23 protein-coding genes and 1 pseudogene are annotated in these 23,724 nt (G+C 62.9%); 12 read left to right on the plus strand and 12 right to left on the minus strand.

Annotated elements, in window-relative coordinates; all coding sequences use genetic code 11:
• Nucleotides 1-77 precede the first annotated feature (77 nt).
• The 6 genes from J7302_RS08310 to J7302_RS08335 are packed head-to-tail and all read left to right on the plus strand — an operon-like array spanning nt 78 to nt 6,962.
• A complete protein-coding gene (locus J7302_RS08310; RefSeq protein WP_215372789.1) occupies nt 78-818 on the plus strand; it encodes an RDD family protein in 741 nt (246 codons plus the stop codon).
• On the plus strand, nt 815-1,795 hold the full coding sequence (locus J7302_RS08315; protein ID WP_215372790.1) for a stage II sporulation protein M: 981 nt from the start codon (nt 815-817) through the stop codon (nt 1,793-1,795). Before J7302_RS08310 ends, J7302_RS08315 begins: the two co-directional genes overlap by 4 nt.
• Nucleotides 1,782-3,365, plus strand: coding sequence for a DUF4129 domain-containing protein (locus J7302_RS08320; protein ID WP_215372791.1), 1,584 nt, complete (start codon nt 1,782-1,784; stop codon nt 3,363-3,365). Before J7302_RS08315 ends, J7302_RS08320 begins: the two co-directional genes overlap by 14 nt.
• Nucleotides 3,362-4,609: a DUF4350 domain-containing protein gene (locus J7302_RS08325; protein WP_215372792.1), complete on the plus strand. Its 1,248-nt coding sequence runs from the start codon at nt 3,362-3,364 to the stop codon at nt 4,607-4,609. The genes J7302_RS08320 and J7302_RS08325 overlap by 4 nt, the downstream gene beginning before the upstream one ends.
• Entirely contained in the window at nt 4,606-5,634 is a 1,029-nt protein-coding gene (locus J7302_RS08330) for an AAA family ATPase (protein ID WP_215372793.1), read from the plus strand. Before J7302_RS08325 ends, J7302_RS08330 begins: the two co-directional genes overlap by 4 nt.
• Nucleotides 5,631-6,962 carry a DUF58 domain-containing protein gene (locus tag J7302_RS08335; protein WP_215372794.1) on the plus strand — a complete coding sequence of 444 codons (1,332 nt, stop codon included), beginning with the start codon at nt 5,631-5,633 and terminating at the stop codon, nt 6,960-6,962. The genes J7302_RS08330 and J7302_RS08335 overlap by 4 nt, the downstream gene beginning before the upstream one ends.
• 130 nt (nt 6,963-7,092) lie before the next feature.
• On the opposite strand, the gene J7302_RS08340 is transcribed toward J7302_RS08335, so the two are convergent.
• The 3 genes from J7302_RS08340 to J7302_RS08350 all read right to left on the minus strand — a co-directional run bounded on the left by J7302_RS08340 (nt 7,093) and on the right by J7302_RS08350 (nt 8,394).
• Nucleotides 7,093-7,452 (minus strand): PilZ domain-containing protein, encoded by a 360-nt coding sequence (locus J7302_RS08340; RefSeq protein WP_215372795.1) that lies wholly within the window; start codon nt 7,450-7,452, stop codon nt 7,093-7,095.
• A gap of 61 nt (nt 7,453-7,513) precedes the next feature.
• A complete protein-coding gene (locus J7302_RS08345; RefSeq protein ID WP_215372796.1) occupies nt 7,514-7,936 on the minus strand; it encodes a DUF4124 domain-containing protein in 423 nt (140 codons plus the stop codon).
• A gap of 83 nt (nt 7,937-8,019) precedes the next feature.
• On the minus strand, nt 8,020-8,394 hold the full coding sequence (locus J7302_RS08350; protein ID WP_215372797.1) for a tetratricopeptide repeat protein: 375 nt from the start codon (nt 8,392-8,394) through the stop codon (nt 8,020-8,022).
• A gap of 606 nt (nt 8,395-9,000) precedes the next feature.
• Here J7302_RS08350 and pyk point away from each other — a divergent pair.
• On the plus strand, nt 9,001-10,452 hold the full coding sequence (pyk, locus tag J7302_RS08355; RefSeq protein WP_215372798.1) for a pyruvate kinase: 1,452 nt from the start codon (nt 9,001-9,003) through the stop codon (nt 10,450-10,452).
• A gap of 330 nt (nt 10,453-10,782) precedes the next feature.
• On the opposite strand, the pseudogene J7302_RS08360 reads toward pyk, so the two are convergent.
• Both J7302_RS08360 and J7302_RS08365 read right to left on the minus strand, forming a co-directional pair.
• Nucleotides 10,783-10,935 (minus strand): annotated as a pseudogene (locus J7302_RS08360) (transposase); the annotation flags it as partial.
• A gap of 177 nt (nt 10,936-11,112) precedes the next feature.
• Nucleotides 11,113-11,697 (minus strand): YajG family lipoprotein, encoded by a 585-nt coding sequence (locus J7302_RS08365; protein ID WP_215372799.1) that lies wholly within the window; start codon nt 11,695-11,697, stop codon nt 11,113-11,115.
• 175 nt (nt 11,698-11,872) lie between these two features.
• Between J7302_RS08365 and J7302_RS08370 the strand changes: the two genes are divergently transcribed.
• Together J7302_RS08370 and mqo are read left to right on the plus strand one after the other, a co-directional pair.
• Nucleotides 11,873-12,106: a hypothetical protein gene (locus J7302_RS08370; RefSeq protein ID WP_215372800.1), complete on the plus strand. Its 234-nt coding sequence runs from the start codon at nt 11,873-11,875 to the stop codon at nt 12,104-12,106.
• 345 nt (nt 12,107-12,451) lie between these two features.
• Nucleotides 12,452-13,969: a malate dehydrogenase (quinone) gene (mqo, locus tag J7302_RS08375; RefSeq protein WP_215372801.1), complete on the plus strand. Its 1,518-nt coding sequence runs from the start codon at nt 12,452-12,454 to the stop codon at nt 13,967-13,969.
• Nucleotides 13,970-14,113: 144 nt separating this feature from the next.
• Here the strand turns inward: mqo and J7302_RS08380 are convergent, their stop codons facing one another.
• Both J7302_RS08380 and J7302_RS08385 read right to left on the minus strand, forming a co-directional pair.
• On the minus strand, nt 14,114-14,401 hold the full coding sequence (locus J7302_RS08380) for a PA4642 family protein (RefSeq protein ID WP_215372802.1): 288 nt from the start codon (nt 14,399-14,401) through the stop codon (nt 14,114-14,116).
• Between the two features lie 65 nt (nt 14,402-14,466).
• Nucleotides 14,467-14,919 carry a hypothetical protein gene (locus J7302_RS08385; RefSeq protein ID WP_215373008.1) on the minus strand — a complete coding sequence of 151 codons (453 nt, stop codon included), beginning with the start codon at nt 14,917-14,919 and terminating at the stop codon, nt 14,467-14,469.
• Between the two features lie 162 nt (nt 14,920-15,081).
• Between J7302_RS08385 and dauA the strand changes: the two genes are divergently transcribed.
• Entirely contained in the window at nt 15,082-16,836 is a 1,755-nt protein-coding gene (dauA, locus tag J7302_RS08390; protein ID WP_215372803.1) for a C4-dicarboxylic acid transporter DauA, read from the plus strand.
• Here the strand turns inward: dauA and J7302_RS08395 are convergent.
• Both J7302_RS08395 and J7302_RS08400 read right to left on the minus strand, forming a co-directional pair.
• Nucleotides 16,803-17,276, minus strand: a complete 474-nt coding sequence (locus J7302_RS08395; RefSeq protein WP_215372804.1) for a WbuC family cupin fold metalloprotein — start codon at nt 17,274-17,276, stop codon at nt 16,803-16,805. The genes dauA and J7302_RS08395 overlap by 34 nt on opposite strands.
• A gap of 3 nt (nt 17,277-17,279) precedes the next feature.
• Entirely contained in the window at nt 17,280-17,837 is a 558-nt protein-coding gene (locus J7302_RS08400; RefSeq protein WP_215372805.1) for a hypoxanthine-guanine phosphoribosyltransferase, read from the minus strand.
• 275 nt (nt 17,838-18,112) lie between these two features.
• Here J7302_RS08400 and upp point away from each other — a divergent pair, with 275 nt between their 5' ends.
• Nucleotides 18,113-18,751 carry a uracil phosphoribosyltransferase gene (gene upp / locus J7302_RS08405; RefSeq protein WP_215372806.1) on the plus strand — a complete coding sequence of 213 codons (639 nt, stop codon included), beginning with the start codon at nt 18,113-18,115 and terminating at the stop codon, nt 18,749-18,751.
• A gap of 3 nt (nt 18,752-18,754) precedes the next feature.
• A complete protein-coding gene (locus J7302_RS08410) occupies nt 18,755-20,032 on the plus strand; it encodes a uracil-xanthine permease family protein (RefSeq protein WP_215372807.1) in 1,278 nt (425 codons plus the stop codon).
• Between the two features lie 99 nt (nt 20,033-20,131).
• Here J7302_RS08410 and J7302_RS08415 read toward each other — a convergent pair whose 3' ends face one another.
• From J7302_RS08415 to J7302_RS08425, 3 genes are all read right to left on the minus strand, one after another.
• Nucleotides 20,132-21,496 carry a spinster family MFS transporter gene (locus J7302_RS08415; RefSeq protein ID WP_215372808.1) on the minus strand — a complete coding sequence of 455 codons (1,365 nt, stop codon included), beginning with the start codon at nt 21,494-21,496 and terminating at the stop codon, nt 20,132-20,134.
• 145 nt (nt 21,497-21,641) lie between these two features.
• Nucleotides 21,642-22,667, minus strand: a complete 1,026-nt coding sequence (gene hemH, locus J7302_RS08420) for a ferrochelatase (protein ID WP_215372809.1) — start codon at nt 22,665-22,667, stop codon at nt 21,642-21,644.
• Nucleotides 22,667-23,575: a TIGR01777 family oxidoreductase gene (locus J7302_RS08425; protein ID WP_215372810.1), complete on the minus strand. Its 909-nt coding sequence runs from the start codon at nt 23,573-23,575 to the stop codon at nt 22,667-22,669. The genes hemH and J7302_RS08425 overlap by 1 nt, the downstream gene beginning before the upstream one ends.
• Nucleotides 23,576-23,724: the final 149 nt, after the last annotated feature.

Genomic DNA, 23,724 nt, shown 5'->3' on the forward strand with positions numbered 1-23,724 from the left:
CACGAACAGCCCCTTCAGCCAGTTGCCTGGACCCTGGGCCCCGGCTAGCATCGCTCTTTAATCCAAGCAGCCAAGCGATGCCAACCGCCTTGTCCAGCCCCCGCCCTGCCGTGCGCTCACCCCAGGCCCCGCCGCTGGACACCTGTTACCGGGTGGAAACGCCCGAAGGCATCGATCTCGTCTTACGCCCCGCCGGCTTGCTGCCGCGGGCCCTGGCCTACAGCATCGACCTGCTGATCCGTGGCGCAATCCTGCTGTTGATGTTCATCGTATTAGCCGTGCTCGGCCAGTTTGGCTTCGGGCTGGGCCTGATCCTGATGTTCCTGCTCAACTGGTGGTATATGGTCCTGTTCGAGGTACTCAACCAGGGGCGCTCGCCGGGCAAGCAGGTCATGGGCTTGCGTGTCGTGCATGATGACGGCACGCCGATTGGCTGGGCGGCCTCGCTGATCCGCAACCTGCTGCGCTTTGTCGATATCCTCCCGCTTGGCTATATGCTGGGAATCCTCAGTTGCCTGCTGCATCCGGCCTTCAAACGCCTAGGCGACATCGCCGCTGGCAGCCTGGTGATCTATCGGGACGAAAAGCCGGTGCGCCCTGCCCTTCCGGACGTCCCTCCCGAGCAAGCGCCCTTTCCACTCACTCTGGCCGAGCAACGCGCCATGCTGAGCTTTGCCGAGCGCCAGGGCACGCTTTCCGCTGCGCGTCGCACGGAGCTTGCTTCCATTCTCGCGATACCACTGGACGCCCCTCCAGAGCAGGCGGAAGCTCACATCAATGGCATCGCCCGTGGCCTGTTGGGGCCTGCATCGACATGAAACAAAGCTTGTTCGAGAAACGCCACCAGGCTGACTGGGAAGCCTTCTCCAAATTGCTGGGAAACCTGGAGCGCAGCAAGGCGGACACACGAGCGTGCGAGACCTTCGCGGGCGACTACAGGCGCCTCTGCCAGCACCTGGCCCTGGCTCAGGAGCGTGGCTACAGCAGCCATCTGATTGCGCAGTTGCAGCAACTGGCGATGCGTGGTCACCAACAGTTCTATCGCCACCGCAGCCACCTTGGCGGACGCCTGCTGGACTTCATCCTCGGAGGCTTCCCGCGGCTGGTTCGGAGCCAGTGGCGCAGCATCGCCGCGGCAAGCCTGCTCTTCTATGGCAGCCTGCTATTAATGGGTGTCCTGGTGCATGCCTATCCCGACCTGGTCTACAGCATGATGGACCCGGAGCAGGTTTCGTCCATGGAATCCATGTACGACCCGGATGCCCGCCGCATCGGTCCCATGAGTGAGCGCGACTCTGGCGATGACTGGATGATGTTCGGCCACTACATCATGAATAACATCGGTATCGCCTTTCAGACCTATGCCAGCGGCCTGCTTTTCGGCCTTGGTAGCCTGTTCTTCCTGCTCTTCAATGGGCTGACCATCGGCGCAGTCGCGGGCCACCTGACCCAGGTCGGCTATGGCGAGACCTTCTGGTCTTTCGTCATCGGCCACGGTGCTTTCGAACTCACCGCCATCAGCTTCGCCGGTGCCGCTGGCCTGCAATTGGGCTGGGCCCTGCTCGCCCCCGGAAGAATGCCTCGCAGCGAGTCCTTGCGGCTGGCCGCCGCGCGCAGCGTGCAATTGATCGCGGGAGTCATCCTGCTGCTATTGATTGCCGCCTTCGTCGAGGCCTACTGGTCGTCCATCAACCACGTATCCCCCCAGTTCAAGTACGGGGTCGGTGCAGGACTCTGGACTCTGGTCGCCCTTTATTTCGGCCTGGCAGGCAGGAGGGCGCATGCGCCTGACTGACGCCAGCGTGGCCATCCGCCCTCGCACTGCGTGGGAGGCCATGGACCTTGGCGTACTGCTCGCAAGACGTCATGCCGGACTCCTGATGGCCAGCTGGGCGCTGGTCACCCTGCCGGTATTCCTGCTGCTGAGCGCACTGTTCTGGGATTATCCGGGCTTGGCAATCCTGCTGTTCTGGCTCGGCAAGCCAGCCTATGAGCGGCTGCCGCTGTTCATCCTTTCGCGCGCCCTGTTCGGCGACACGCCCAGCCTCGGCGAGGCGCTACGCGCCTATCCCCGCCTGCTGCGCCCGCAACTGGTTGCCAGCCTCACCTGGCGCCGGTTCAGTCCGACCCGCAGCTTCGACCTGCCCGTTATCCAGCTGGAGAGGCTTGCCGGCCAGACGCGCAGCCAGCGGCTGGTCGTCCTCGGTCAACGGGACGCCGGCGGCGCAACCTGGCTGACCGTGATCGGGATGCATCTGGAACTGGCGCTCTGGCTGGGCCTGATCACGCTCTTCTACCTCATGCTGCCGCAGCAAATGACCATCGAGTGGAACTGGGACAAGGTGCTGGAGGCAGCCTCAGGCGAGTGGCTGTGGCTAGAGCACCTGTCCAACAGCCTGTATGCCCTGGTGCTGATCATCTGGGAACCGGTCTACGTAGCCTGCGGCTTCACCCTCTACCTGAACCGCCGCACTGCCCTGGAAGCCTGGGACATCGAGCTGGAATTCCGCCGCCTTCGTCAGCGCCTCACCGGCGCCGCCTATGCCCTGCTACTAGCTCTGGGACTGGGCATCGCACATGCGCCGCAACCGGCGCAGGCTCAGGAAAACATCGGCGTATGCCCGGCGCCCCCGGCCTACCTCAATGGCCCCGAGACCGAGCGTCTCAGCCAGCAGGCCCTGGATAGCGCGAGCGCCCGCGAGGACATCAAGACACTGCTCGATTCACCGCCGTTTCAGAATCGGGAAACCGTCACCCGTTGGCGTCTCGGGAATGCCGCGCCAGAAACACCAGCCGACGGCAGCAATCTGGAAGGCTGGGCGTCGCTGCTTCGCGACCTGTTCAAACTGGCCGAGTACTGGCGAAGCCAGGAGATGCTGACACTGGCGCTCAAAGCGCTGCTCTGGGGCCTGGTGTTCAGCCTGATCGCCCTGTTCCTGTGGCGCTATCGTGATTGGTTGAACACCTTCGCCGGCCGCTTAGGCTTGCCGCAGCGACACCAACAGGCGCAGCCCCCAGTCCTGTTCGGGCTGGAACTGGCGCCGGAAAGCCTGCCCGAAGATGTCGCCAGCGAAGCCGAGCGACTCTGGTCAGAACAGCCGCGAGAAGCACTTGGCCTGCTCTATCGAGCGCTGCTCAGTCGATTGCTGCATGACTTTCGCCTGCCGTTGAAGGCATCACACACCGAGGGCGAGGTCCTGCAGATGGTGATAGCGCTGGACAACCTCGAACTGGAGCAGTTCAGCCAGGCCGTGACGCGCCACTGGCAGAACCTCGCCTATGGCCACCAGCTACCTCCGGGCGAGCTTCGCCAAGGCTTGTGCGACGGCTGGCGGCATCTCTTCGCCAAGGGCTCCACGGCATGAACCGCACGGTGCGTTTTCTATTCGGCGCAGGTCTGTTCCTCTTGCTCGGTATCCTGGCCATTCAGCTAGCCGGCCACCTGCATCCCTACCAGGAAACCGTGGAGCACGGCCCCTCGCCCGAAGTAATGGGCAACCCCTATCTGGCCGCCGAACACTTCCTGCGCAAACAAGGCCTGACCGTCAACCGGGCCGATGGCCTGGAAGTGCTGGACCAACTGCCGAGCACCGGCCAGACCATGCTGTTGCTCGGCAGCCGTAACCACATGACACCGCGCCAGTCTCAGCGCCTGCTGGCCTGGGTCAGCAAAGGCGGCCACCTGGTGTTCATTGCCGAGCGGCTATACGACGAAGACGAACAGAAAAGCGGCGACCTGCTGCTGGACAGCCTGGGCATCCAGCAATTCGAGGTAGATGCACTGGAAGAACAGGAGAGCGAGTCGCAAGGTCAGGCATCGGGTGGCGAGGCGACCAACGAAGAGCCTGCTGCGCGAAGCAGCGACGACCAACAAGCCCCTGCCGACGCCAACGAGGACCCGTTCCCCGAACTGACCAAACTCTACCTGGAGAACGAGCAAGCACCGGCCTTCGTCAGCTTCGATACCGACTTCCACCTCTTCGATAGTCAGAATCGAGCCCATGCCTGGGCAAACAGCGCCAAGGCGACGCACATGCTCCAACTCAATCAGGGAGACGGCCTGATTACGGTACTGACCGATGGCTGGATCTGGCAGAACCAGGACATCGCCCAGTACGACAACGCCTGGCTGCTCTGGTACCTCGGCCAGGACAGCCAAGTCACACTACTCTATCGCGCTGAGCGCGACAGCCTGGCCAAACTGCTCGGTGAACACTTCCCCGAAGCCCTGATGGCGTTGCTGCTGCTTATCCTCCTTGGCCTGTGGCACGTTGCTCCGCGCCAAGGCCCCCTGCAGACGCCCGCCAGCCGTGCTCGCCGGCAGTTGGAGGAACACCTGCGCGGCGCTGCTGACTTCATGCTCCGCCGAGCGGGGCAGGCCAGTCTGCTGCAATCCCTGCAACGCGATATCCAGCGTCGGGCCCGACGTCGCCACCCCGGCTTCGAACGCCTGGCCGTAGCCGAGCAATGGCAGGTCTTGGGCCGCCTGACACGCCTGCCACCCGGCGCCATCAGCCAGGCCATGCGCCCGCTGCCGCAACAACGCCTCAATGCCACCGAATTCACCCGCCAGGTCGCCCACCTGCAAACCCTCAGGAATGCCCTATGAGCGAACAGATTTCCGACCCGTCGCAGCTCGAAACAACCGCCCCCGCTGCAGCACCTTCCGCCTCGACCCAGCGCCAGCGTGCGAGCCAGCTGGCCCAGGCGTTGCGCCATGAGTTGCAGAAGGCCCTGGTCGGGCAGGCCACCGTCATCGACGATGTCCTTACCGCGCTGCTGGCGGGCGGGCATGTGCTGGTGGAGGGCGTTCCTGGACTCGGCAAGACGCTGCTTGTCCGGGCATTGGCTCGGTGCTTTGCAGGCGAGTTCTCACGCATCCAGTTCACTCCCGACCTGATGCCCAGCGACGTGACTGGCCATGCCGTGTACGACATGCAGAGTGAGCAGTTCAAGCTGCGCAAGGGCCCGGTATTCACCAACCTGCTGCTGGCCGACGAGATCAACCGCGCCCCGGCCAAGACCCAGGCTGCGCTGCTGGAAGTGATGCAGGAACGCCAGGTCACCCTGGAAGGCCGTGCCCTGCCGGTGCCGCAACCGTTCCTGGTCATGGCCACCCAGAACCCCATCGAGCAGGAAGGCACCTACCCCCTGCCGGAAGCTGAGCTCGACCGTTTCATGCTCAAGCTACGCATGGACTACCCGGCGGCCGACGAAGAACTCAACCTGGTCCGCCAGGTCACCCGCTCCGCACGGGCCGACATGCTCGACGTGGCGCCGCTGCGGACCCTGCTGCAAGCCAAGGATGTGCTCGCCCTGCAGAAGATCGCCAGCGAGCTGCCGATCGACGACCAGGTACTCGACTTCGCCGTGCGTCTGGCCCGAGCGACTCGCAGCTGGCCAGGGCTTGCCATCGGTGCCGGGCCACGGGCCTCCATCGCTCTGGTGCGCGGCGGTCGTGCCCGGGCTCTGCTACGCGGCGGCGATTTCGTCTTGCCGGATGACATCAAGGGATGCGCCCTGGCTGTCCTGCGCCATCGTGTACGTTTGTCTCCGGAGCTGGACATTGAGGGACTTTCGGTGGATCAGGTCCTGCAGCAGCTCATCGACCAGGTGCCGGCCCCCCGTCTATGAGACCGTCCCGCGCAATGCTCGCGCTGATGGCCACCCTGCTCGGTCTGGCCTTGCTACTCGGCGCCCTGCCGCCGCTGGGCATTGCCCTGCCCGCGGAGCTTCCGGCCATCTGGTGGGGACTGCTCTGCGCACTGCTGTTGCTGGCCTGCATCGACGCACTGTGGCTCCGTCATCAGCCCTCTCCACGCCTGGAACGTCTGTTACCTGGCAATCTGCCGCTGGCACGTTGGAGTGAAGTGCGCCTGACAGTCCATCACGGCTATCCACGCCCCTTGCATTTGCAACTGTTCGACCAGGTTCCAGAGGACATGGCGTTCGACGCCCTGCCCCAGCGCATCGAGCTCCACCCCGGCACGCAAACAGAGCTGAGCTACCGTGTGCGCCCGCTCAAGCGTGGCCACTTCCACCTCCCAGCCTGCGACGTCGAACTTCCCAGCCCCTTGGGGCTCTGGCGCCAGCGTAGGGTCCTGCCCCTGTCCGGAGAAACTCGCGTCTACCCGGATTTCGCTCGGCTGTATGGGGCCCAGCTGAAAGCCGTGGACGATTGGCTCAGCCAGCTAGGGGTACGTCAACGCCCACGCCGTGGCCTGGGCATGGAGTTTCACCAGCTCCGCGAATTCCGCGACGGCGATACCCTGCGCCAGATCGACTGGAAGGCCACCGCACGCAAGCGCACACCCATCGCCCGCGAATACCAGGACGAACGCGACCAGCAGATTGTCTTTCTGCTGGACTGCGGGCGCCGCATGCGCAGCCAGGATGGCGACCTGTCTCACTTTGACCACGCGCTAAACGCCAGCCTGCTGCTCAGCTATGTAGCACTGCGCCAGGGCGACGCCGTTGGACTCGCCACCTTCGCCGCCGAGCGAGATCGCTTCCTCGCGCCAGTGAAGGGCCCTGCCCAACTGAGCGTGCTACTCAACGGTGTCTATGACCTCGACAGCACTCTGCGCCCAGCGGACTACCGGGCAGCCACCGACACCCTGCTGACCCGCCAACGCCGCCGCGCGCTGGTGGTGTTGATCAGCAATCTGCGGGACGAGGACGATGAGGAGCTGGTCAATGCCGTCAAACGCCTGGGGCGCCAGCATCGCCTGCTCGTCGTGAGCCTGCGCGAGGAAATCCTCGACAGCTTGCGGCAGGCTCCAGTGCGAGGCTTTGAGGATGCACTCGCCTATTGCGGGACGGTGGACTATCTGAATGCCCGTGCCGGCCTGCATGAGCGGCTGGCGGCGCATGGTGTGCCAGTACTGGACGCTCGTCCGAGCGAGCTGGGGCCAGAGCTGGTGAGTCGCTATCTGGCCTGGAAGAAGGCGGGAGCGCTTTAAGGGATAGCGCCCTGGCTTCAGCTGATCGCCAAGCCAGGAACAAGGCTCGAAAGGCACCACCGCCCCACCCCACTTTCCGATCCGGCGTGAGCCCCCAATGCAGCCGAAGTTGATCTTTTTTCAGACAGACTTATGCCGAGGCGGCCAAGGGACGAAAGCTGAAATAGAAGCGCAAGGCATCGATCAGATCGGCATATTCTCCCGGGGGTGCCACGAGCGAGAACCCTGAATCGAAGTGCCCGGGGTTCACGTCTTCGCGACACCACTGGCAGGTGGCGCAAAAATCGATGAAGTGCAATTGCCCATCCTGCCCCGGGATTTTCAGGCGCATCTCGAACCGCCCTCCCACCAGCATCGGCAACTGGCTGATCAGCATCAGTCCGTCCATCGAGACGTTGCCAATGTAGCCCATGGGCTTGTCGGTGATGCGATTGAACACCTTCAGGTAATAGGGCAACTGATGGCGTTCGATACGGCGCTTAGCAGGCATGATATCAAATCGCTATTAATGGTCATTCAGTATGAACCCGTCACCGCCATAAAACCAAGCGCTAGCGGCAATCGCGGTTCAGGGCCTCCGCCAGACTTCGGCGAAACATCTCGATCTGTTCATCACTGTAGTACTGACGCTCACCACGCTCATCCACCCGGAAAAAGGAGCCACCACGATCCAGTTGCTCCTTCTGCGAGCGCAGGTTCTCACATGCCTTCTGGCGCTTCTCACGGGCATCTGCCACACGACTGGCGACCTGAGCCTGCTCATCCCTGCGGGCATCGTAGTAACGCGCTGCGCGCTCTTCCCGCTCGCGCGTGGCGGCATCGCGCTCAACCACTTGCGGCCTGACTTGCACAGGGGCGGCGCCGGCCTGCGGACGCTCGCTGAAATGCACCCGGCCCTCAGCGTCGGTCCAGCGATAGATTTCCGCCGCAGCCAGAGAGGGAATCAGCAGAACGTACAGCAGGGTATAGCGCATTCCTGTCCTCCTTGAACAAGGCTTGAGCTTAGTCCCGGAGAAAATCGACTCAAGCCAACCACGACCGACGGTCCGCAAGGAAGTCAATGAGCCGCGGGGTGCGCCCTGGCCGCACCGCTACCCCTCAGGAGACCACGTTGCTGCAGCGTCTCCAGACGTGCCCTCGCCCTATAGGCGTACTCGCTCGCCGGGTAACGCGCGATGATGAAATGGTAGGTCTGCGCTGCGTCGACGAACAGACTCTGACGCTCCAGGCATTGCCCACGTAACAGGGAAATCTCCGGCTGCAAATACTGCCGAGAGCGGCTCTTTCGCTCGGCCTTGGAAAGCTCAAGCATCACATCCTCGCAGTCCCCGTCTTCATAGGCGCGGTAGGCATTGTTCAAGTGGTGGTCGAGCGACCAGCGGGTGCAGCCGGCCATGCTGGCAAGCATCGCCAGCAGGATCAGGGTTCGCATGGTTGATTCCTCCGTCGGCCGGTGTATCGGCCATCGAAGCGGTTTCTACAGGGCCGATGTCCAGTACTGAGACAAAAAGCATAACCTCCATTCGGTCGTGCCGTCCGCTTGCCCGGGCCGAGCCTCGACACAGCTAGACTGCCCCCGTCTCCAAGCCGCGGAGGAGATGCCTTGCCGTCCACCCCACCCTGCTCGTCATCAGCCTTCTGCTGGGCGCTTGCTCACCTACAGCGCCATTGCCATTCGCGATGCCAAGAGCGCCGAGGCCGAGGAGCTATACCTGCTGGCCCTGTCGAAAATCACGTCCAGCCGGATACACCGGAGAAGGCCTTATACCAGCTCGGCCTCATGTACTCGGCACCCGACACCCCCCAGGCCGATCGAGACAAGGCGATTGCCTACCTGCGTCGCCTGCTGGTGCAGTTCCCCTCTGGTGACCGGCCAGCAAAAGTCCTCCCGCCATCTGGATCAGGCGCTCAACCAGAACCGAACTTGAGGGGCCCGTGTGCGGTGCCTGAAACAATTCAGCAGGTAGTGAAAAGACTCCATGACTACAGTTTTTCCAGGGTGTAGCCTCGGGCTCAGCTTGGAAAATGGAGTCGTCGCATGCCCTTCCGCCGTACCAAAATCGTCGCCACCCTCGGCCCGGCCAGCAACTCCCCGGAGGTTCTGGAACAACTGATCCTCGCGGGTTTGAACGTGGCCCGCCTCAACTTCTCCCACGGCAGCCCGGAAGAACACAAGGCGCGCGCGCGCCTGGTTCGCGAGCTGGCGGCCAAGCACGGTCGTTTCGTTGCCCTGCTCGGCGACCTTCAAGGACCGAAGATCCGCATCGCCAAGTTCGCCAACAAACGAATCGAACTCAAGGAAGGCGACAGCTTCCGTTTCTCCGTCACCCACCCGCGTGACGCCGGCAATCAGGAAGTGGTGGGTATCGACTACCCCGACCTGGTGAGGGACTGCGGCGTAGGTGATGAACTGCTGCTGGATGACGGCCGCGTGGTAATGCGCGTTGAAAGCAGCAGCGCCGATGAACTGCAATGCCGCGTGCTGATCGGCGGCCCGCTGTCAGACCACAAGGGCATCAACCGCCGTGGCGGCGGCCTGACTGCGCCGGCCCTGACCGCCAAGGACAAAGCCGACATCAAGCTGGCTGCCGAGATGGAACTGGACTACCTGGCCGTTTCCTTCCCCCGCGACGCCGCCGACATGGAACTGGCTCGCCGCCTGCGCGACGAGGCTGGTGGCAAGGCATGGCTGGTAGCGAAGATCGAGCGCGCCGAAGCCGTAGCCGACGACGAGGCACTGGACGGCCTGATCCGCGCCAGTGATGCGGTAATGGTCGCGCGCGGCGACCTCGGCGTGGAGATCGGTGACGCCGAGCTGGTAGGCATCCAGAAGAAGATCATTCTGCACGCACGCCGCTACAACAAAGCCGTGATCACCGCGACCCAGATGATGGAGTCGATGATCCACAGCCCAATGCCGACCCGCGCGGAAGTCTCCGACGTGGCCAACGCCGTGCTCGATTACACCGACGCCGTCATGCTGTCCGCAGAAAGCGCCGCAGGCGAATACCCGGTGGAAGCGGTGCAAGCCATGGCGCGCATCTGCCAGGGTGCCGAGAAGCACCCCGACACCCGCCGCTCCAGCCACCGCATCGGCAACACCTTCAACCGCTGCGACGAGAGCATCGCCTTGGCGTCCATGTACACCGCCAACCACTTCCCGGGCATCAAGGCGATCATCTGCCTGACCGAAAGCGGCTACACCCCGCTGATCATGTCGCGAATCCGTTCCTCGGTACCGATCTACGCCTACTCGCCGCACCGCGAGACCCAGGCCCGCGTGGCGCTGTTCCGCGGCGTCGAGACCGTCCCCTTCGATGCGGCCGCACTGCCACCGGAGAAAGTCAGCCAGATGGCCGTCGACGAACTCCTGCAGCGCGGCGTCGTGACCAAGGGCGACTGGGTGATCCTGACCAAGGGTGATAGCTACACCACCCAGGGCGGCACCAACACCATGAAGATCCTCCATGTCGGGGACCTGCTGGTCTGATACGGTCTGGAACGAAAGCTATGGTCACCCCCGTTTTTGCAGTACTGACCAGCGATGGGTGTTTGGCTTGCCTAGATCTATCCGGCGTCCGTAGGGGGCTTGCCCCGCGCCACGATGAGAGTCGCGCCTGACGACCCTGAAAAAGCCGGCGACTTCGAAAGCCGATTTTTGTGCCAGGTTCTTCGTCAGGCCGATGGGCCGTTCACGTCATCGGTTGTTCAGCTATCGCAAAACCTGGATGGGTGATTCGTGGTGCCGCAACAACAGCGAGGTCAGGCGGCGCAGCCGTCTGATCTCGCTTCATAACAGGTGTGCTTCGCGGCGATGGCACAGGTGCTGCCGATACTCCCGCGCGCATTGCACCCGCAATCGGCGCAAGTTCTTCTCCCCGCGCTTGCTGATGCCCAGCAGGTTGACTCGGCCACCAGTGCTGTATTGCCTCGGGACCAGGCCGACTGACGCAGCGAAGTTGCGACTGCAGCCTTACTGGGCCTGCAGGTGAAGCTGCGCTTGCCCAGGTCGATACCGATCAACGCTGCGTCATTCATGACGATGGTCTCCAGAAAGAAAACACCCTGCGAAAGGCTAGCCTTCGCAGGGTGTCGGGAATGACCATCTGATCAAGCCTGGCACGGCCGGGCTCTTGGGGCACGGGATAACTCACTGGACCAGAAGTTGGCCAATGGTCGGGTCCTTGAAGGCGCGGGTCAGGGCATCGCTCAGGACATCGCTCACCAGCTTGGTGTTGGTCTCCTGGTTCGGAGCGGTGCCGAATCGCTGGTTCAGCGAGGCGCCATAGCGGCCGCTGTAGCGACGGGTGCTGTTCTGCACGTCGACGCGGAAGGTAGCACTGATAGTCGCCTCAGTTACGTAGACCCCCTCCTTCGGCGACTGATACTTGAGGTCAGCGAGGGTCAGGGTCAGTTGCGGCGCGTTATAGGCGTTCGGCGATGGGGTGAAGCCGAGCAGGCGAACCGCAGCCTCCGCTTCAGCTTGCAGACGCGGCAGGATGTCCTTGCCCTGTACGGAGATGGCGCTGGTTTCCGCGTAGATGCCGCCACGCGTCCCGAGTACCGGAGATGGACGGCCATCAGCCACCCGCACAACCACCGGCTGCCCCTGACCTACCGGAGTGAGCGGGCCAGTGAGCTTGGGTTGTGGGCTGAGTTGTTGCGGACTGAGGGCACAGCCGACCAGGGTCAGGCTAAAAGCGGCCAGCAGGCCGAGCAACGCACGTTTCAGCATGCTTGATCTCTCCAGGAGTGAAGACAAAACGGCCGGCAGTATAACCACCCCGGCACCGTACTGACAGAGCGCCAGCACTCATGAACGTTCAGACAAGCTCACTGTTGGAGGGTTCCTGTAATGGGCCTGTAATGGCCATATGAGATAAAAGCCGGAGCCACCCAGGAAGAGCCCCATGATCGCCCTCTGGTCCTTGTTCGCCCCTCGCCGCCAACTCCACTGCTTTGCCCTCCTGGACGACGCCGGCATCTGCCGCGAGCTGCGCCAGTCCAACGAGGCTCCAGCAGGCGGCCACTGGGTGCAGGTCGACGGCATTTGCCTCTCCTGGCTGGACCGACCACTCCCCCCTGGCGCCCTGGTCGCACCAGTCGTCGGACAGCCTGAGCGCCGCCGGGCGTTGGCAGCCTGACCGATGGACGAATAAAAGTCACACCAGTCGCCCTATTCCCCTGATTTCATCGTTATAATCGCCCCCCGATTATAAGGTCGTCTCCTGATCGGGCCTCGCAATACCGCTCCCCGCGCCAGCTGGGGCATCCGCACAGTCCCACAGAGAGCCGTCCACTTTTCGCGCTGCCATTTGCTGGCGAGCCGCGCCCTTCCGCCCGAAATGCAAACGCTTTTGCATGGACGCTTGCGTAACGAACGCAGAAGGAAGTGGCCTGCCCGAGGTAGCCGATCCTTTTGAGGTTCACGTCTCCAAAAGAGCGTGAGATGACGGTATTTCACTACTTCACAAGAGAGTGGCGAGCAAATGGCGCAAAACGATTACGAAGCGGTGGACGTGTTGCTGGTCGGGGCCGGCATCATGAGCGCGACACTGGCGGTCCTGCTGAAGGAGCTCGATCCCGGTATCAAGCTGGAAATCGCCGAACTCCGGGAGTCAGGGGCCATCGAGAGCTCCAACCCCTGGAACAACGCAGGCACCGGCCACGCTGGCCTCTGCGAGCTGAACTATACGCCTCAGGCGGCTGATGGCTCCATCGACATCAAAAAAGCCGTCAACATCAATGCGCAATTCGAGGTTTCCAAGCAGTTCTGGGCCTACATGAGTGGCAAAAGCGCGTTCGGTTCGCCCAAGAACTTCATCAATGCTGTTCCGCACCTGAGCTTTGTGCGTGGCGACAAGGACACTGCATTCCTGAAGAAGCGCTTCGAGCTGCTCCGCCAGCACCATGCCTTCAGCGAAATGGAGTACACCGAAGATCGCACCACGATGGCCAAATGGGCGCCGCTGATGATGAAAGGCCGTGATTCGGCCGAGAAGATCGCGGCGACTCGCGCCATGAACGGCACTGACGTCAACTTTGGCGCGGTCACCACTCAGTTGCTGCAGTATCTCTCCAGCCTGTCGGATACTCGCGTCAGCTATTTCCAGAAGGTCACCAACCTCTCCCGTAGCGACAAGGGTTGGACCGTCAGCATCAAGAACACCCAGACCGGCGCCAACCGAGAAGTCTCCGCACGCTTCGTCTTCCTCGGTGCCGGCGGCGGCGCACTGCCTCTACTGCAGCTCTCCGGTATTCCGGAAGGCAAAGGCTTCGGCGGCTTCCCGGTCAGCGGCCAGTGGCTGCGTTGCGACAACCCGGAAGTGGTCAAGCAGCACCAGGCCAAGGTCTACAGCCAAGCCGAGGTCGGCGCTCCGCCGATGTCCGTGCCACACCTGGATACCCGCGTGGTGGATGGCAAGAAGTCCCTGCTGTTCGGACCTTACGCTGGCTTCACCACCAAGTTCCTCAAGCACGGCTCCTTCCTCGACCTGCCGCTCTCGGTTCGCCCAAGCAACCTCGGCCCGATGCTGGCCGTGGCCCGCGACAACCTGGACCTGACCCGTTACCTGATCAAGGAAGTGATGCAGTCCCAGGAACAGCGCCTGGACGCCCTGCGTAAGTTCTATCCGGAACTGAGCCCAGCAGACTGGCGCCTGGAAGTGGCTGGCCAGCGTGTTCAGATCATCAAGAAGGATGGCAAGAAAGGTGGTGTCCTGCAGTTCGGTACCGAGTTGGTATCCGCCGAGGATGGCAGCATAGCGGCCCTGCTCGGCGCCTCGCCAGGTGCTTCGGTCACGGTTTCCATCATGCTCAACCTCATCGAGCGCTGCTTCGTTGAGCAGGCTCGCACCGAGCAGTGGACGGCCAAGCTGAAGGAAATCTTCCCGGCCCGCGAGAAGGCACTGGAAAGCGATGCTGCCCTGTATCGCGAGATCAGCGCCCGCTCTGACGAGCGACTGGGCCTGACCAGCGTCGACAAGGCTGCCCAGAGCATCGCCTGAAGCGTTGCTTGCCGCTGAATGAAAAACCGCCCTTCGGGGCGGTTTTTTTATGGGCATGGCGCACAGGTCGCTCCGACATCCGCCCCATGGGCACAGGAAATGAATAAGCCCGCTGAAGAGCGGGCTTATTCATACGGAGATCGATCAGCCGCGAGCAGCCTTGATCACTTCGATATAAGGCTCAGCCATACGCTGGTCCTGGATCAGGGCGATGAAATCGTTGCCCTTTTCATCCTTGGCATTAAGGTCATAGCCCGCTTCGACGAAGAAGCCGACGAAACGTTCGAAGTCATCGACGCGCAGACCGCGGTAGGCCTTGATCAGCTTGTGCAGGGACGGCGGCGTGGAATCGGCCGGCTCGACTGCGAGGAACAGTTTGATCGAGTCATCGGTGATTTCTTCACCAATCACCTGCTTCTTGTCTTTACGCATCGCTCACATCTCTCTACAGGGCCAGGATCGTGGGGCGGGCAGTTTACCCCCGCCCGGCCCCAGCCTCAACGCACGCGCACCGCGCCGCTGTGCAAGTCGGCCCAAACGTGGCCATTGGCATAGCTGAGGAACTGACAATAGACCGGGCCGTGGCGCAGCAGGTCAACCACAGCGCTGAACTGCGCCAGCGGATAGTTGAGGCTGAGTATCCGGCTAGCGGGATCGTAACTGGGCTTTTTCAGGCTCTTGCCCTCACCGTCGAACTGGATCAGCACCAACCCCACATCGGCGCCCTTGCTCAGGGGCTTGCCCTTCAGGCGAATGACCGTGGGCGAAGTGATCGGGATCGGCTGCTGGTTGGATTGGCGCTGGCTACCGAGCAGCACGGAGTATTCGGTGATCTGGATGAGTTGCTGCTGCTCGGGAGCCTCCTGGCGCAGCGAGAGGTCATCCGGCGGGAGGAACTGAATATGCATGGGCGCGTTTTCGGCGGCGCTGAGCGGCAGGCTCAGCAGCATGGCGAAGGCGGCGCCAACACGTAAAGGCGAGTACATCGAAAGCTCCAACGGCGTGGGTGCGCAGCACTCTAGCACGGGCCTGCGCGGCGCTGGCATTCGACTCAGGCCAACGCATGCCGTCCACCCAAAGCCCTATACTCACGCAGTTGCCAAGGAGTGACCATGTCCCTGTACCTGCCCCCCTTGTTCGCAGCGCTGCGCCATACGCTGCGCGAAGGCTACTCCCTTGGCGCCCTGCGTGGCGACCTGGCGGCGGGCCTCACGGTCGGCATCATCGCCATTCCGCTGGCGATGGCGCTGGCAATTGCTGTCGGCGTGCCGCCCCAGCATGGCCTTTACACCGTGCTGGTAGCCGCGCCGCTGATCGCCCTCACAGGCGGCTCGCGCTTCAACATCTCCGGCCCCACGGCGGCCTTCGTGGTCATCCTTCTGCCCATCACCCAGCAGTTCGGTGTCGGCGGATTGCTGCTCTGCACCCTGATGGCCGGCGTGATCCTCATCGCCATGGGACTGGCGAAAATGGGCAAGCTGATCCAATTCATTCCCTACCCCGTGACGCTGGGCTTTACCGCCGGCATCGGCATCGTCATCGCCACCCTGCAGGTCAAGGACCTGTTCGGCCTAAACCTGGCCCATCCGCCGCAAAACTATGTGGAGCAATTGCAGCTGCTGGCCAATGCCCTGCCCACCGCCCACCTGGGCGATACCCTGGTCGCACTGGTGTGCCTGGCCATCCTGATCGTCTGGCCGCGCTTTGTACCCAAGGTGCCAGGCCACCTGGTAGCGCTAGCGGCAGGCGCTCTGCTCGGCTTGTTGCTGGAAGGCATGAACATCCCCGTTGCCACCCTCGGCGAGCGCTTCAGTTATGAGCTGAACGGCGTCAGCCACCCCGGTATCCCCCCCTTCCTTCCTGACTTCGCCTGGCCCTGGCAACTCCCGGGGCCGGACGATCAACCGCTACAACTATCGTTCGAGCTGTTCCGCCAGCTACTGGCACCAGCCTTCGCCGTTGCGATGCTTGGCGCAATCGAGTCGCTGCTTTGCGCCGTGGTGGCCGACGGCATGGCCGGTACCCGCCACGACCCCAACGCCGAACTGCTCGGCCAGGGCATCGGCAACCTCGTGGCGCCGCTGTTCGGCGGCATTACCGCCACCGCCGCCATCGCCCGCAGCGCGGCCAACGTGCGCGCTGGCGCATTCTCGCCGATGGCGGCGATCATTCACGCTGGTGTGGTACTTCTGGCCATGCTGCTGCTCGCGCCGCTGTTCAGCTACCTGCCGATGGCGGCGCTGGCGGCCTTGTTGTTGATGGTGGCCTGGAACATGAGTGAAGCCCGTCACGTCGCGCATACACTGCGCATTGCACCGCGCAACGATGTGTTTGTGCTGCTGGCCTGTCTGGTGCTGACAGTGTTGTTCGACATGGTGCTGGCGGTGGGCATCGGCCTCTTGCTGGCTGCCGGGCTGTTCATCAAGCGGATGAGTGACCTGACCGACACCGCGCCAATTCCCAAGCACTTCCACGAAGCGCTGCGCGAACTGCCCGAGCAGGTGCTGGCCTATGCCATTCGTGGCCCGTTGTTCTTCGGGGCAGCGGAGAAAGCACTCAGCGTGCTGCGTCGATTCAATCCGGAGGTAAAGGTGGTGATCGTCGAGATGAGCGCCGTGCCGCTGCTCGACATGACGGCGCTGGCCGCCCTGGAAAACCTGCTGCACGACTACCACCGCCAGGGCGTCGGTCTGGTCCTGGTCGGTACCTCGCCGCGGGTGCGGCTGAAACTGCGCCGTGCCGGCGTGCATCGGGAGACTGGCCGGCTGGCCTATGTGCAAACCCTGGAGCAAGCGCAGGTCAAAGCCCTGCGCTGGCTTGAACCAAACGAGGCTCAGGCGAACAACGAGCACATCCAGGCCAGGTAATCGACTGCACCGGGGTCGCCTTCGCGCGGCGCCCAGTTGGCCTGTTCGCCGTCCCCCAGGGGGCGATAGGGGCCGGCCTTGCACTCGAACAGCAAGCTGTCCGGCTCCAGCACCACCAGCGCATGGAACAATCCCGGCGGCAGGTCTACGCCCACGCAATCGCCTCCAGCCACCAATTCGCGCTGCTCCAGCACGGCGCCCTGCTCGTCGAAGATCAGTAGACCCAGGCGCCCCTTGAGCACCAGCAGGCATTCCGCCTTGTCAGCGGACAGGTGGCGATGCGGCGGGATATAGGTACCCGGTTGCAGCCCCACCGCCAGGCGATGGCAAGGCTCGTCCATCTCGTGGAAGTTGTGATGCTGACGCTTGCGCGGGCTTGCCGCGGCCTTTTCAGCCAGTTCACTGAACAGGCCCTGGTCGAGGTAGCGCGGCGCGGCCATGCCTCAGAGCCCCTTGACCGCAAAAATGCCGGCCGCGTTGCGCCAATAGCCCTTGTAGTCCATGCCGTAGCCGAAGATGTAGCGGTCCACGCAATCCAGACCGACGTAATCAGCCTTGAGGTCCGGACGTGCCTTGCGGTTGTGGGTCTTGTCGATCAGTACAGCCGTGTGCACATGGGCGGCACCGGCGTGCTTGCAGAAGTCGATGATGGCAGCCAGGGTGTGCCCTTCGTCGAGGATGTCGTCGATGATCAGCACGTCGCGATCGATGAAGGAGATTTCCGGCTTGGCCTTCCAGAACAGCTCGCCGCCGCTGGTTTCATTGCGGTAGCGGGTAGCGTGCAGGTAGGACAGCTCCAGCGGGAAGTTCAGCTTGGGCAGCAACTTGCCGGCGAAGATCAGGCCGCCGTTCATCACGCAGAACACCACCGGGTTACGCTCGGCCAGCTCACCGTTGATGGTCTCAGCCACCTGGGTAATGGCCGCTTCGACCTGGGCTTCGGTATACAGGCAGTCGGCTTCGGCCATCACCTGGCGGATGTGTGCGAGATCGGCGGACATGGCAATTCCTCTGGGTCTGGCGAGGAAAAATGCTGCACTTTCCTCGGAAACTTGAACGGGGCGTCAAGATAAAAGCTGGCAAAGGTACTCATCGACCTGTCCTCCCGCAAGCCTTGACGGACGAGCGTAGACCATACTGCTTTTGCACTGCCGGCAGATCGGTACTTGGAAGCCACAGGCCAGAGGGTGCGACCCGCCAGTCATTTCTGCACGGTGTGTAGTCAATTGATTAAGCTAACGCAATTTTTTTGCCAGCCCGCCGGAGAATACGCCCCATGCCCATCCGAGAGATCCGCCATCCGCTGATCCGCCACAAACTCGGCCTGATGCGCCGCGCCGATATCAGCACCAAGAACTTCCGCGAACTGGCACAGGAAGTCGGCGCCCTGCTGACCTATGAAGCGACCAACGACCTGCCCCTGGAAAACTACGAAATCCAGGGCTGGGCGGGGCCGGTCCAGGTCGAGAAGATCGCTGGCAAGAAGATCACCGTCGTGCCGATCCTGCGCGCCGGCATCGGCATGCTCGACGGCGTGCTCAGCCTGATCCCCGGTGCGAAAGTCAGCGCGGTGGGCGTCGCCCGCAACGAAGAAACCCTCGAAGCGCACACGTACCTGGAAAAGCTGGCCCCGGAAATCGATGAGCGCCTGGCGCTGATCATCGATCCGATGCTGGCCACCGGCGGATCGATGGTCGCCACCATCGATCTACTCAAGCGCGCCGGCTGCAAGGAAATCCGCGCCATGGTGCTGGTGGCAGCGCCCGAAGGCATCAAGGTGGTCAACGACGCCCACCCGGACGTGATGATCTTCACCGCCTCCATCGACCAGAAACTCAATGACCACGGCTACATCATTCCGGGCTTGGGCGATGCTGGAGACAAGATATTCGGCACCAAGCAGAAGGAAAACTGATCGATGAGCGACGAATTCAACGACCCGCTCTGGCGCCAAGTGCTATCTGGCGCCCAGATGCTCTTCGTCGCCTTCGGCGCTTTGGTGCTGATGCCGCTGATTACCGGACTCGATCCCAACGTCGCGCTGTTCACCGCCGGCATCGGCACCTTGCTGTTCCAGTTGGTTACCGGGCGCCAGGTGCCGGTGTTCCTGGCCTCCAGCTTCGCCTTCATCACTCCGATCATCCTCGCCAAGGGCCAGTTCGGTCTGGCCGCGACCATGGGCGGTGTGGTGGCAGCCGGCTTCGTATACACCTTCCTCGGCCTGGCCGTGAAGATCAAAGGCACCGGTTTCATCGACCGCCTGCTACCGCCAGTGGTGATCGGCCCGGTGATCATCTCCATCGGCCTGGCCATGGCCCCCATCGCCGCCAACATGGCCATGGGCAAGGCCGGTGACGGCACCGAGCTGATCCCTTACGGCACCGCCATGTGGATCTCCATGCCGGCGTTGCTCACGACCCTGATTGTCGCCGTATTCGGCAAGGGCATCTTCCGCCTGGTGCCGATCATCTCCGGCGTACTGGTGGGTTTTGCCCTGTCGTTCTGGTTCGGCGTGGTGGATACCGCCAAGATCGCCGCAGCCCCGTGGCTCGCTCTGCCCAACTTCGTCGCGCCGGAGTTCAACTGGCAGGCCATTCTGTTCATCGTGCCAGTGGCGCTGGCTCCGGCCATCGAGCACATCGGTGGGGTGATCGCTGTCGGCAGCGTGACCGGTCGTGACTACCTGAAGAAACCCGGTCTGCATCGCACCCTGCTTGGCGACGGCCTGGCCACTTCGGCTGCGGGCCTGTTCGGCGGCCCACCGAACACCACCTACGCCGAAGTGACCGGCGCGGTCATGCTGACCAGGAACTACAACCCGAAGATCATGACCTGGGCGGCAGCATTCGCCATCGGCCTGGCCTTCATTGGCAAGTTCGGCGCCATTCTGCAGAGTATTCCGGTACCGGTGATGGGCGGCATCCTATGCTTGCTGTTCGGCTCCATCGCCGCCGTGGGCATGAACACCATGATCCGCCACAAGATCGACCTGGCCGAAGCCCGCAACCTGGTAATCGTCTCCGTGACCCTGGTATTCGGCATCGGCGGCATGCTGGTGGGCAGCGGCACTGGCCAGGACGATTTCGGCCTGAAGGGCATCGCCCTGTGTGCCATCGTGGCCATCGCTCTCAACCTGTTGCTACCGGGGCATGACACCTGGAAGCAGAACTACAAGGACGATGTGCCACACTTCTGATCCGGTTCCAAAAGAACGCTCCGCAATCGCGGGGCGTTCTTTTGGTTTTGCAGGATGGATTGAGCGCAGCGATACCCATCCTGCGATCTCGACGCCAACCTACGAGGGTTGGGCCTGGCCCATCAATGGTTCTTCCGAAGTAGTAACGCCCCACTGCTGCAGACGCTGCAGACTCTCGCGATAAGGCTTGAGCCCTGCCCACAGCAACGCCACCGAACTGATCACCGCCACGGACGTGACGATAAGCAGGGAATAGCGCAGTGCCGCATCGTCACCGAACACATAGTCAGTGAACAGCGCGACCGCCGTCGGACCAAGACCGAGGCCGATCAGGGTGATGATGAAAAGATAGATGGCCGAGGCCTGACCCCTCATCGAGTTGGGCATGATTTCCTGGATAGCCGCAGGCGCCACGCCGAAGGGCATGCTCAGGCAGAACACCGTAGGCGCCATCAGCACCATCGCCCAGGTGGCATCGTTGAGCAGCGGGAACAGCACCACCAGAGGCAGGGCACCAATCGCGGCGATGAGGCCGACGCGCATGTTGGCATCGCGGCGTCCGCGCTTGGCCATCCAGTCCGCCAAGCGCCCACCGAAGACGATGCCCAGGCAGCCGAACACTGCCACCAGGCTGCCGTAGACCACGCCCACCTGACCGGCTTCCCAGCCATGGGTGCGGATGAAGAAGGTCGGGATCCAGGCCGCACTGCCGTAGCCGGCGAACGACAGGCCGGCAAAACCGAAGTTGTGGCACAGCACGGTGCGCCGGTTGCTGCGCAAGTAACGGCCAACCTCCACCAGCGGCACGGCCACACCTGCGCCGATACCTCGCCGCCTGGGCTCGTTGACCGCCAGCATCAGCAGAGTGAAGAGCAGGCCGGCGGCCCCCAGGGCCAGGAATATCAGCTGCCAGGGCCGTACGTGGCCAAGCAGCGGCAATACCACATCGCCCTGGGCCGAGGCGAACTTGATCACTAGCCCGCCCAGCAGGAAAGCGATACCGGAACCCAGATACACGCCCATGGAGTAGACGCTGATCGCTGTGGCACGCCGCTCCTGAGGAAAGCTGTCGGCAATCAGCGAATACGCCGCAGGTGACAACGCTGCCTCGCCCACGCCAACACCGATTCGACAGAGGAGGAACTGCCAGTACAGACGCGCCATGCCACAGGCGGCGGTGGCGGCGCTCCAGAACAGCACACCGATGGCGATCAGGCCACGCCGGCTGCGGGTATCGGCCATGCGCCCGAGCGGGATGCCGCAAACGGTGTAGAACAACGCGAAGGACAGGCCCATCAGCAGGCTCATCTGCGTATCGCTGATGACCAGATCACGGCGGATGGGCTCGACCAGCAGGTTGAGGATCTGCCTGTCGATGAAGGACAGCACGTACGCCACCATGAGGATGGCGACTGTGGTCCAGGCACTCAGGCTGGAGGGGTAGCCGTTATTCTTGTTCTGCACTGGCATCTCCTCGGCGCCGCTTGCGGGACGCACGACGGTGGAAGGTGAGGCCAGCTTAGGTGCAGAACTGAAGTCAGGGGTACCGTCACTCCGCCTTATTGGCGAGGCGAATGCAAAGGCTGCCCCCTGACTGATGTGGGCCCGATCAGAGCAGTCGGGAAGCGCGCGCGGAAATTGCCGCCAATGCAGAGGCCCACTGCGGCTGGGCATTCAGGCAGGGCACCAGTACCAACTCCTGGCCACCGGCGGCGATGAACTGCTCGCGCCCGCGGTCACCGATCTCCTCAAGGGTCTCGATACAGTCGGCGACGAAGGCCGGGCACATCACCAGCAGCTTCTTCACGCCTCTCTTGGCCAGCTCGTCGAGGCGGGTCTCGGTGTAGGGCTCGATCCACTTGGCGCGACCAAGGCGAGACTGGAACGATACTGACCACTGATCCGGCCGCAGCCCGGCGCGCTTGGCGAAGCCCTCGCTGGTCTTGTAGCACTGCGCGCGGTAGCAGTTGGCGAGAATCTGGCCTTGCGCCCGCTGGCAGCAATCTGCCCCCTTCAGGCAGTGGGAGCCAGTCGGGTCGGTCTTGTGCAGGTGACGCTCAGGCAGGCCGTGATAGCTCATTAGCAGATGGTCAAAGCCTTGGTCCAGATACGGTTTGGCACTGGCCGCCAGGGCATCGAGGTAGTCCGGCTGGTCGTAGAACGGGTCGACCAGGTTGACCTGCAATTTCAGGTCATGGGCGCGCAATACCCTCCGCGCCTCCTCGATTGCCGTAGTGGTGGTGCTGTCGGCGAACTGGGGGTAGAGCGGCGCCAGGGTCACACGCTTGACACCCTGCTTGGCCAGGCTGAGTAATTCGGACTCTATGGATGGCTGGCCGTAGCGCATCGCCAGTGCCACTGGCCCATGCGGCCAGTATTCGCGCACCGCGTCCTGCAGTTGGCGACTGATCACGATCAGCGGCGAGCCTTCCGGCCACCAGATGGAGGCATAGGCATGGGCCGACTGGGCCGGGCGCTTGATCAGGATCAGCGACACCAGCAGGCGGCGCAGTGGCCAGGGCAGGTCCACCACGTAGGGGTCCATCAGGAACTGGTCGAGGTAAGCGCGAACATCCTCCGCCGAAGTGGAAGCAGGTGAACCGAGGTTGACCAGCAGCAGTGCATGATCAGTCATCAAACATCCTTAGGCTTCAGCACATCGCCGAGTGCCGTGTCCAGGTCGGTAAACGCAAAAGTGAAACCCGCCGCTTGCAGGCGAGCCGGCATGGCCCGCTGCCCACCCAATAGCAGGCCGGACAGCTCGCCCAGCAACAGGCGCAAAATGAAAGCCGGGGCCGGCATGAATGCCGGCCGCGCCAGCGCCCGGCCCAGGCTGCTGGCGAAGTCGCGACTGCGCACCGGCCGCGGCGCGCAGGCATTATAGGGACCGCGAGCGTCTTCTCGCCGCAAGAGAAAATCGATCAGGGCGATTTCATCCTGCAAATGAATCCATGGAATCCACTGGCGCCCGCTGCCAACCGGACCGCCCAACCCCAACTTGAACAGCGGCAACATACGTTTCAGGAAACCTCCATCAGGCGCCAGCACCAGTCCGGTGCGCACGAGTACCACACGGATGCCCAGTGCCTCGGCACGTTGCGCAGTCTCCTCCCAGGCGATGCAAAGCTGGCTTGCAAAATCGTCCGTCACGGACGGCGACTCCTCCGTCAACTCGCGCTCGCCACCATCGCCGTACCAGCCCACTGCCGAGCCGGAAAGCAGCACACTCGGCTTCTGCGTGCGCCCCGCCAGCCATTCCAGCAATTGCTCGGTCAGAGTGATGCGGCTGGCCCAGAGCTGCGCCTTGCGCTTGTGAGTCCAGGGTCGGTCGGCGATGGGTTCGCCGGCCAGGTTCACCACCGCGTCCAGCGGGTCGTCGCCGTAGTCCCTGAACTGGCCAATGCCGCGCACGCTCCTTCCGCACAGGCTGGCAACACTCTGCGGACGCCTGCTGAGCACCGTCAGCTCATACCCCTCGGCGAGCCAACGACGACAGAGCGCGCGGCCAATCAGACCAGTACCGCCGGTCAGCAATATGTGCATGGCATCTTCCTCGCATGGCGCTAACTGCACTTATCGCCCTAGTCTGGTTTATGACGTTGTGACGTGCCTTTTTCATGTGCACCCGCCGTCAGAATTTCAGACGACCGCGATTGGAACCGATCAACCTATACAATTCAACATTCTTGTAC

It is taken from the genome of Metapseudomonas boanensis, from assembly GCF_018704125.1.
GTDB classification, from domain to species: domain Bacteria; phylum Pseudomonadota; class Gammaproteobacteria; order Pseudomonadales; family Pseudomonadaceae; genus Metapseudomonas; species Metapseudomonas boanensis.